Genomic DNA, 8,737 nt, shown 5'->3' on the forward strand with positions numbered 1-8,737 from the left:
CAACAAACTACTCAGCTATTACTTTTTAGTAATATATTTATTTAAATTTCTTCATCAGTATTAATTGAAAAAGATCCGAAAATTTATACTGCATAAACTTCCTAGAACGGAGTAACCATATAATCAATTTATATTAATTTACGATATTTAAACTTCTTCAAAAAATATGCTACTTTGATATTCCCTAATTTTCTTTTTAAATCTCTTCTTTTCTTATCTTTTTCCCACAATTCTTTTTGTTCATCTTTAGAGACAGTAAATAATTCTCTATCAATAACATTAGGATAAATATAAAATTCATCAGGTATAGAACCACTCAATTTGTTTTCCATGCTTCGTTTTTGAAGATGAACGTATAAATATTCCTTTTTGCTTCCATCTTCAAAATATCCATATAATTTATTGTTCTTTAATACTTTAAAATATTTAACTTGTTCTTCTCCTCTAACCCAAAAGTTAAATTTTCCTGGAGAAACATCAGCAATAAATTCTACGTTTTCATACGCTTTTAAGGCATTTAATTTTCTTTGGGCATAAATTATTCCATATCCATACCCTTTTCCTTGTCCTTTTTCATCAAAATAAAATGGAGTATTTCTTGTAGAAACTTCTTTTATACTTGGAACTATACCTTCTAATCCCCATTCTTTACGCCAAAGTTTATTTACATAGTCCGTATTTTTATAAAATGTCAGATGCCCCCAACTTAATACACGTTCATACATATCAAAATCAACACTATCAATAAACGAATTAATATCCCCTAATATAACATCAGGATCTATGTATCCCCACCATTCTGCATCTTCTAAATAATCAGAAAAAATTTCTCCGAAGGATGGCTTGAAATCACATATCTTATATGCTTCTTTTAATTTCACAGTATATTTCAGTATTGATTCAATTCTATATTTAACATCGCTTAAATTCATATTTACAAAAGTAATATTTTCTGCATAAGATTCATACTGGCTAAAATTTATATTTGTTGGCACAATAAAATCAATTTTTGTATTTCTTTTCATTGTGAACAATAAAACATCGAATGTTTTAGGAAACTCCACCCCAAAGTAAGGTAAGAATACTTTTATTTTCATTCATGCATCACCTTTCTATCATTATTTTAATCACTATTACTTTAATACATTAAAATTCTCCATTAACAGCTTCTAATACAGCGACGATAACTTGATCCATGTTGTAGTAACGATATTGTCCTAAACGGCCACCAAAGATAACATTTTCTGCTTTGCTAGCTGCTAATTCCTTATATTGTTCATATAATGTGTTGTTCTTTTCATTGTTTACAGGATAGTATGGAGCATCCCCACGCTCCAATCTGCTAGATATTCACGTGTATAAGATGTTTTGGCGTCAGTATAATTAACTACTGCATTACCTTGATGATTATCTTCATCTAACACTTCTGTTTCAAAGTAGAGACTACGGTATTCCAATTCACCTAATTCATAGTTATGAAAAATGTGAGCACAAAATTGATGAACTTGAATTCCGTGTACTTCCTTTGTATAGATATTACCAGCTACGTAATCATTTTTTTCAATAATCTTTACTTCATGACCTCTTTTAACTTCTTCATGGGCAAATGTCGCACCGAATAATCCGGCACCTACTACTAAATATTTTGTCATTATTTACTTCTTTAAATTAAATAACTATACTGTAATTCTATCACTTATAACCAATAATTTACATTTTTAATTTATTAGTACTCTATTTCACGTGGTGTAATACCTTATATAACTATCAAAGGAAGAAGAATAAATACTTATGAAAAAAACATCTCATTTTATGGCATGACGGTGATAAGATGCCGGTAGAATCAAGGCAAAAATAGACGTTGAAACATTCTTAAAGCAAGAAAATTTTAAAATTATCGACTCGCCATCAAGTAAATTAGGAAAACTACTATTTGTATTTTTCTTGCTTCTTATAAAATTGACTTTTTTAAAACTTGACGTTATTATAATTCAATTTCCAAAATAATCAATTCCTTAAAATTGCTTATTCTTGATTCCGACTTCAATAAGATTAAATATTCCTTTAGACAATCAAATATGGAATTCTTTGATAAATCCGGATACTAATTACGAAGACTTAAAAAAAATTTCTTTAACATTTCAAAAAACATCAAATATATTTACCAACACATACAAGATTGCTACAAATAACGTAGGGTTATCTAACAATTTAATAAAGTTACTAGAATATAGCGATATACTAGCTAACCTAACTGAAAAAATTATTGATACTTCAGATTTAATTAATACTAATTTTGCAAATAATCCTGAATTATTAGGTTCTTGGTTTGTTAAAGTTTTTTGAAAAAGAACGTCTCCCTTTTATCAATGGTAGTAAAGTACGTAATATGGTGATAACAAGCCCATACGTAACACTGTTGAGTAGTAATCTTTCAAAAAATATCTCTATAGTCAGGATGAATTATTAGATTACTTTATTGAACTAATCCTAAATAACACTGTTACGATTAGTGATACTTTACTTCTAAATGATATTCCTGACGAACTTCTTAATTCTGTTTCAATGATAATAATAGAACATTAATACTTCATTCAAGTATTACAAGACAAATATAACGTATACTTTCCTAATGAAATGTTAGCGGAAATACTTAATATTGATATTTCAAAATTTCGTGGCAATACTTAACTTAGAAGAGAATGTTATTAATTGGAGAAATATTTAAAATTTTTATACCTTCACCGGAGTATTAAGTAAAACATCTAAAAATTCCAAAAAACTTATTGTTTACTCATATTTACGAATGATTTCTGTTTCAACTTGCAATAAATATGATTTTATTATAGAATATACTAATAAATTGGTATATTCTATAATTAAGGTATTTATCAAATTGATAAATCAAAAAGGTAGTCAAGTATGTTTTTATCGTCCTTGACTACCTTTTTAACTACAATAAATTAAAAGGAAACTATTTTGTTTATCCATTTTAATTTACTTAAAATGTACACTATTAAAAATGATACTACTAGCGTCACTATGTATCTTATTTCTAGGTTTTGTGTAAATTTCTCAACAAGCCATAATACGCCAATATGTATTACATACACTCCCATAGTTAATGAAACAATCTTTTCAATCAAATTAGCTATTATTAGATTATATCCTATACTTGATAATATGATAAATAAACTAATCGTACTTATCATAAATATCCAGAAGTCATAGTTAAATTCTGCTAATCTTGGCTTTGGTAAACTTAAATTATAATTAATATATATATATTCCGTTACGATGAATATTAGCATTAAGCAAAAAAGATTCACGTTTCTCTTTGATTTTACATCTATCTTTATCTTACCTAAAAAACCACCAATAATGCTGTAGAATAACCATATATATACTCTAAATACTTGTGAAAGAGAACTGTCTAAATGAATTGCGTATGCAACTATATTTAAAATTGACAGTAAGCCAACTGTATATCCATACTTAAACCCCATCTTATCTAGTTTATATATGTAATAATCACAAATCAATGTAAATATTAACGCCCAAAAAAACCACAGATGATATGCCCCTATATTTTTTGAAGTTAATACAGAACCTAATAACCATCCTGATATATTTATTTCATTATTAGTTATGATATTTTTGATCCAATAAATTGTATTCCATATTACCAATAAGATTAATATCTTTTTTATTTTTTTGATAATATAATCAAACTTTAAATCTCTTTTATTTAAAATAAAGTAACCGTTAGCCATAAAAAATATTGGAACAGCAAATCCCGAGAGATAATATGTAAATAGTTGGAACTCATTTTCTGCTACATTTATCGAGATTATATGTAACCTTAATACTGCTAAACATGCAATGATTTTCAAAAAATCAATTCCATAATTTCTTCCTTTATCCATATATAAGTATCCTTCTTTATTTAAAAAAAGTCCTTTCAACAAGGACCTTTTTATTTAATTTCTTTTTTCTTTTTAAATACAGTAACAATAATAACAAAAATAACAGTTATTGCAATTCTAATGCACAATATCTCTATACCACTTTGTGTTGAAAATATATGTCCTATATCAAAACTGAGTCCTTCAACATTATGTACACATAAAACCAATAAAGAGTTTACTCCATATATACTCAATAATTTTGAAAGATATCTAAACTTCTCTATTATCTGTGAAATATATACAACCATATAAGTTCCTGAAACACTAGTAAATGTATTTATAATTAAATCACTATAATAGCAACTAGACATATCCATATGTGGCTCACTAAAAGTTAAATATGTTCCTAATATAAATACAATTCCTATTAAGATAGCTTTCTGTATTTTATACGGTTTACTTGTAATTATTGATTCTTTCAATATATTTCCAATATGTATAAATAATACAGACATCATTCCTGGTAATATGCTAAGTGGCAGCCATATAACTTTAGAGATCATATATCCTGATAAAAATATGGCAATAGCATATATAGTTTTATATTTTTTATCAAAGATATAATTATAAATTACTAATCCCCAAAACATTGCTAATAAAAACCAAATAGCACCAATTAAGCGAATATGTAAAGTAGGGGATGTAAGTAATCCACTTCCATATATTGTTGATAGAATTAATTCCTTTATACTTTGAATAATCTCATTATTTTTATTTGTGATTAATAATTTTAATACTTTAAACATAATTAAAGCTAAACAAGTAACTATATAAGGGATAATTAATCTACAAAATTTATCACCAATAAACTTTTTCATTGGCTTCTTTCTTTTAATGAAACATCCAGCCAAAATAAAAAATAACGGCATATGAATGTTATAGATAATATGCTCTATCAAATTATTAGAAGTAAACGTATGACCTGCAATAACCAGGAGCATACCGATTCCCTTTGCAATATCCACATATCTAATTCTCATTTATATAAGTTCTCCAATTTATAATACGTTTTTTTTATTTATAATTCTAATAATTAAGTAGAGACAAGGACTAAATATAATATTTAATAACCAATCAAAAACAATTGTTCCACCAATTACTACTACTACAATCCATAAATATAATTTTAGCTCGCTGTTTTTTTGCAAAAATATTAATATACTTGTGTATTCAATAATAAGGCCTAGTAAAAATATTAGTCCGTACGCTAATAACGCATATGCATACGCATTATCTAAAAAGAAATAATTACCTATAAATTTTATTTCATCACCCGTTGTCCAAGTAAATGGTTGTCCCCAAATAGTAATTTTATATAAATTAAAAGCTTGTAAAGTTAAACCAATTCTACCATTTAGTAAATTATCCAATGTATATAAGCTACTAGCATTAACTTTGTAAATATAAGCTAATGTAAATGAAATAACTGTCATAACTAACGGGAGAAAATAACTTATCGCACTAAAAAAGATATTCGAACTAATATCCTTATATCTAAATAATAAATACATAAAAATATAAAAAAGTAATAAAATGAATAATAATCTTTGAGTGTATACTTTATAAGCCCAAAATGAAACAACCAAATATAAAAATATATCTATGAAATTAATTTTATCTTTTAAGACGACATATAGTATTAATATAGTAAATATGGATAGAGATGGAATATTATAATATGTAAATCCGTATGTATTTACTGTCTGATCTAACCCAGAATGCGTTAAAATTTCCGTATTAATAATCCCTAATATAGCAGATAATGTAATTATCGAATACATTGTAAGAAGACACCAAAAATTAAACTTTAACAAGTATTTAAAATCCATATTTATTGAATTTAAAGATACTAAAATTATCATTACTAGTTGAAGTATATCTAGTCTTCTATTATTAATAACAGAAATGGCCATACATGTATATAATATTACTTGTATTATTAATCCTCTTTTCGTATAACCAAAAGAATTCACGAAAGTAGCCAAAAATGCTAAAAATACACTGAATAGTAATAATATTTTTAATCCGTCTATATGAACTGTTGATCTAGATATAAAAAAGTAAACATAATATATTGCTATCGACGTATAAAATAAAATTTCTTGTAAAGATTTTCTGTATTTAAAATAATCGATCATATATTTCCCCTTTCGACTATATATAAGCTTAAGAAAATTATTTTATAGATTTGCTAATAATACATCTATACTCTTTCCCCAAGCATCCCAACTATTTGACTCTTCATACACTTTCTTGGCATTTGCTGATAAAGAAGGAAGTTCATCGTTCTGTATAATCTCCTCTAACTTATCAGCAAATTCTTGACCTGTAGCAGATAAAGGCAATCTATACCCATTAACTCCATTTTTTACATAATTAGAGATTCCACCTGTATCAGTTGTAAGTGTTGGAACTCCAAATCCCGATGCTTCATTAAATACTATTCCCGCACGCTCGGCTCTAGTTGGTAAAATCAATAAGTCTACCTCTTTCCAGGTATTAATATATTTTCTATATTGATTTTCTTTTTCTTTATCTAAAAATCCTAAATAATTAACGAATGGTAAGTTTTGAATTTTATTATCCAAATCTTTTATACCACATATTGTTAATTCAACATCATATCCTTTTTTTCTGATTGCTTTTATTGCATCTACTGCAATCTGGCCGCCCTTTCTTTTCCAATCTACACCAGAAAATACAACGTTTAGTTTATTACTATTATTTTTCTTATTGCCAATATTTTCTAACTCATTCGATGATATATTTGCACCGAATGGCATAACAAATGTCTTATCCTCGTTTAAAGAATAATCACGTACTGCGGCATTTCTTGCCCAATCTGATGCAAAAATATTTACTGAAGCATTATTTGTAGCTAAACTTTCTACTTTTTTTGCCTCCTTAATAGCACGATTAGAAAAACCGAACCAATAATATCCAATCATTAATGATACCACACCGTCTGTATAGTAAATAATGGGCTTATTAGTTTTTAAATTTGCAACAATGTCTACTTGTCCTGGAACAAAAATAACATCAAAATCGTCCAAGTTCTGTCTAATCGATTTAGCCTTTAACCATCCAGATATTCTTGTATGAGTAAATGATCCATTCTTTCCGTAAAATAATTTATAAAATTTCCTAACTACCTTTATAAAAAAACTTTCATCCTTATATTTTATCCACTCTACAATATTCCCAGTTTTTTCAAGTGCCTCACGTGTACTGTAATAAGTTCCAGACCAACTATTTTTATTAGAATATGGATCTGTTGGTGATATATATACAATTTTTATCATGTATACCTCTTTCTTAAAGATTATTATGGTTGTACTTTTTTCCCAGTTATTCCTAAATTTCCGTGAATAGAAGCTTTTAACACTAAAAGTACATCTTTAATATTTAAATTTCTCACAGCTCTTTGTAACATGTATAGAACAATCATTTGACTAGAAATATACTTTACGACAAAATTTTCTCCATATTTCTTGTTAAACAAAATATTATTTCTAATCGCATAATATTCTTTCCAACCAAATTTTTTATTTTTTTCTTTGCTAGTAATAAAAGGTAATTGTCGATATAAATGTGCATCCACACAATATGCGATATTTGTAAACTGTAATATTCTTTGTGCATAGTCCGTATCATCGAATAAAATAAAGTACTCACTATTCGGATACCCTATTTTGCGGATGATATTCATATCCACTAAAGGTCCCTCAAAAGCCATTGTCTTAACAAAATAAACATCTTTAGATAGTGGTAATTCTACTCTCTTTTTTCTGTCATTTATAAAGTATTTTGAAAAAGATTTCATATCTAAATCAACCACTGGGCAATCTTTAAAGTTTTCAGAATTTCTATTTGGAATAGCTGCATGAACATTGTATTTTTCCATAGTATCTAACATTACTTTTAAACAATTTTTTTCAGGAAGCACATCATCATCCATAATCCAGACGTAATCATATTGCATTTGACTAATAATTTCTACACCTTTAGAAAAACCTCCTGCACCACCAAGGTTTTCTCCATTTTTATAATAATAAAAATCAAGTTCTCCTAACCTTTTGCTAGTTATTTTTTCCTTTTGATATTGATCAATATACTTTTCTTTTAATAATAATTTTTCTGTTCCATCATTACTGTTATTATCAAATACCAATATTCCATCTAGATTGTAGTTCTGATTTAATAAATTTTCTATTACATTAATTAATAATTTCTTTCGATTATAAGTTACAATTAAGGCAACTACACTTTTTTGTCTTCTTTCTTTCACTTTAGATACCTCATATAATAATTTATTATTTATAACTTAGCTATTTTTCATAAGCTGACTTCTCAGGTAATACTTTATCAAACGAACGAATTATTTTACTTTTCAATTCATCGAAATCACTAATATTATTTCCATCATTCAAACATATCATTTTATATTTTTGTTTTTCTATTGTATCCTGTATTTTATCAATATTTTCATCTGAAATTTCAAATCCTTTACCTTGCGCAAGTTGTGGATGAAATTGACCAGATGCAGTTTGCCATTGCCGAAATAGATATTGATTTACATCATAATAAGATCTAAATTTGTGACTTGTAGTTTCATCTAAAACTTTTTTTTCTTTTTCCCAAACTTCATCCCATGTACTTTTTAAAAACGGTGTTGGTAAATGAGAGTTTTTAAATCCAGTATATCTTTTCCAAATTAATAAACTTATATTTCTAATATTTTGAATTCCATATTTTATATTAAAAAATTT

The 8,737-nt window shown here is 26.6% G+C and carries 8 protein-coding genes and 1 pseudogene; all 9 read right to left on the reverse strand.

Features of this window, described 5'->3' with window-relative positions; all coding sequences use genetic code 11:
- Positions 1-128: 128 nt before the first annotated feature.
- Positions 129-1,097 carry a DUF6625 family protein gene (locus JCM14209_RS08025; RefSeq protein WP_025022959.1) on the reverse strand — a complete coding sequence of 323 codons (969 nt, stop codon included), beginning with the start codon at positions 1,095-1,097 and terminating at the stop codon, positions 129-131.
- Positions 1,098-1,146: 49 nt separating this feature from the next.
- Positions 1,147-1,338 carry a UDP-galactopyranose mutase gene (locus tag JCM14209_RS10575; protein ID WP_025022960.1) on the reverse strand — a complete coding sequence of 64 codons (192 nt, stop codon included), beginning with the start codon at positions 1,336-1,338 and terminating at the stop codon, positions 1,147-1,149.
- Positions 1,305-1,652: an NAD(P)-binding protein gene (locus JCM14209_RS08035; RefSeq protein ID WP_025022961.1), complete on the reverse strand. Its 348-nt coding sequence runs from the start codon at positions 1,650-1,652 to the stop codon at positions 1,305-1,307. The genes JCM14209_RS10575 and JCM14209_RS08035 overlap by 34 nt, the downstream gene beginning before the upstream one ends.
- A gap of 1,311 nt (positions 1,653-2,963) precedes the next feature.
- Entirely contained in the window at positions 2,964-3,926 is a 963-nt protein-coding gene (locus tag JCM14209_RS08045; protein ID WP_025022963.1) for an acyltransferase, read from the reverse strand.
- Positions 3,927-3,976: 50 nt separating this feature from the next.
- Positions 3,977-4,933, reverse strand: coding sequence for an acyltransferase family protein (locus JCM14209_RS08050; protein WP_162148755.1), 957 nt, complete (start codon positions 4,931-4,933; stop codon positions 3,977-3,979).
- A gap of 33 nt (positions 4,934-4,966) precedes the next feature.
- Positions 4,967-5,338, reverse strand: a complete 372-nt coding sequence (locus JCM14209_RS10075; protein WP_155830701.1) for a hypothetical protein — start codon at positions 5,336-5,338, stop codon at positions 4,967-4,969.
- Positions 5,339-6,148: 810 nt separating this feature from the next.
- Positions 6,149-7,270 (reverse strand): glycosyltransferase family 4 protein, encoded by a 1,122-nt coding sequence (locus tag JCM14209_RS08060; RefSeq protein WP_225349699.1) that lies wholly within the window; start codon positions 7,268-7,270, stop codon positions 6,149-6,151.
- 23 nt (positions 7,271-7,293) lie between these two features.
- On the reverse strand, positions 7,294-8,256 hold the full coding sequence (locus JCM14209_RS08065) for a glycosyltransferase family 2 protein (RefSeq protein WP_025022967.1): 963 nt from the start codon (positions 8,254-8,256) through the stop codon (positions 7,294-7,296).
- 40 nt (positions 8,257-8,296) lie between these two features.
- Positions 8,297-8,737, reverse strand: a pseudogene (locus JCM14209_RS08070) (stealth conserved region 3 domain-containing protein); the annotation flags it as partial.

The organism is Ligilactobacillus hayakitensis DSM 18933 = JCM 14209, from assembly GCF_000615845.1.
Classification (GTDB): domain Bacteria; phylum Bacillota; class Bacilli; order Lactobacillales; family Lactobacillaceae; genus Ligilactobacillus; species Ligilactobacillus hayakitensis.